The 1,561-nt window shown below is 75.1% G+C and carries 2 protein-coding genes; both read left to right on the top strand.

Features of this window, described 5'->3' with window-relative positions; translation table 11 throughout:
• On the top strand, positions 1 to 1,039 hold a 1,039-nt coding region (locus AWZ10_RS04020; protein ID WP_060890451.1), incomplete at its 5' end, for an aminopeptidase P family protein.
• A 48-nt stretch (positions 1,040 to 1,087) separates the two neighbouring features.
• Positions 1,088 to 1,561, top strand: a 474-nt coding sequence (locus AWZ10_RS04015; RefSeq protein ID WP_244172391.1) for an aminoglycoside phosphotransferase family protein, incomplete at its 3' end; no start/stop codon positions are given.

The raw sequence follows: 1,561 nt of genomic DNA, 5'->3' as shown, positions 1-1,561 counted from the left end.
GCTCGACGGGCTGCTGGTCGCGCCCGGCCCGGACCTGGTGTGGCTGACGGGGCACCGGCCGCCTCAGACCGAGCGGCTGACGATGCTGGTGCTGCGCGACGGCGAGGACCCGGTGCTGGTGGTGCCCACCCTGGAGGCCCCGGACGCCGCCGGGGCACCCGGCGGCCCCGCGCTCACGCTCCGTGACTGGACCGACGGCAAGGACCCGTACGAGGCGGCCGTCTCCGTCCTCGGCCCGCGCGGCCGTTTCGGCGTCAGCGACAACACCTGGGCGATGCACCTGCTCGGCCTGCAGCGGCGGCTGCCCGGGACGACGTACGTGGCGCTCACCGAGACCCTGCCCATGCTGCGGGCGGTGAAGGACACGGCCGAGCTGGAGCGGATGGCCGCGGCGGGCGCGGCCGCCGACCGGGCGTACGAGGAGATCCGGCAGGTGGCCTTCGCCGGGCGGCGGGAGGCCGAGGTCGCCGCCGATCTCGCCGGGCTGCTGCGCCGGTTCGGGCACTCCCAGGTCGACTTCACCATCGTCGCGTCGGGCCCGAACGGCGCCAACCCGCACCACGAGGCCGGTGACCGCGTCATCCGCCACGGCGACATGGTCGTCCTCGACTTCGGCGGCCTCAAGGACGGCTACGGCTCCGACACCTCCCGCACGGTCCACGTCGGCGAACCGGCCGCGGAGGAGCGCGAGGTGCACGACATCGTGCGGGCCGCCCAGGAGGCGGGGTTCCGCGCGGTACGGCCGGGCGCCGCCTGCCAGGACGTCGACCGGGCCGCCCGCGCGGTCATCACCGACGCCGGGTACGGCGACCGCTTCGTCCACCGCACCGGGCACGGCATCGGCGTCACCACCCACGAACCGCCGTACATGATCGAGGGGGAGGCGCGGCCCCTCGTGCCCGGCATGTGCTTCTCGGTCGAACCCGGCGTCTATCTGCCGGGCCGTTTCGGCGTACGGATCGAGGACATCGTGACGGTGACCGAGGACGGCGGGCGACGCCTCAACAACACCGCGCGCGAGATGGCGGTGGTCGAGTGACCGACCGCGTACCCTCGCTCCTCTGAACCCCCGGACGACGGCGCGACCATGACCCAGGCACCGACACCCACCGCGGACAGCGTCCGCCGACTGGTCCGTTCCCTGTTGCAGAACGGGGAGGGCCGGCCCGGCGGTGGCAAGGGCGGCGAAGGACCCGACGTGCGCCCCGTCGCCGGGGACGACACGCACGGCACCTGGTGGGTCGGCACCCGCCATGTGCTGCGCCTCACCACCGACCGGCACGCCGTCGGACGGCAGAAGCGCGAGCTGCGGCTGCGGGACGTGGTCCGTCCGCACATCGGCGTCGCCGTCCCGGTGAGCGTCGCGCACGGCGAGTGGTCCGGCGGCCTCACGTACACGCTCGACACGAGGCTGTCGGGCGGTACGGCGGAGGAGCACGACGTGTCCGCGGTAGGCGAGGCCGATCTGGCGGCGCTCCTCACGGGGCTGCGCGAGGTGCCGCTGCGGCAGGCCGAGCCGCTCGGGGTGCCGCGGCTCGCCCCGCGCCCGCTGGAGGCGCTG

The sequence above is a fragment of the Streptomyces europaeiscabiei genome (genome assembly GCF_001550375.1).
Classification (GTDB): domain Bacteria; phylum Actinomycetota; class Actinomycetes; order Streptomycetales; family Streptomycetaceae; genus Streptomyces; species Streptomyces europaeiscabiei.
Note: the sequence above shows the minus strand (reverse complement) of the source record. Positions and strands in the feature narration are given on the sequence as shown.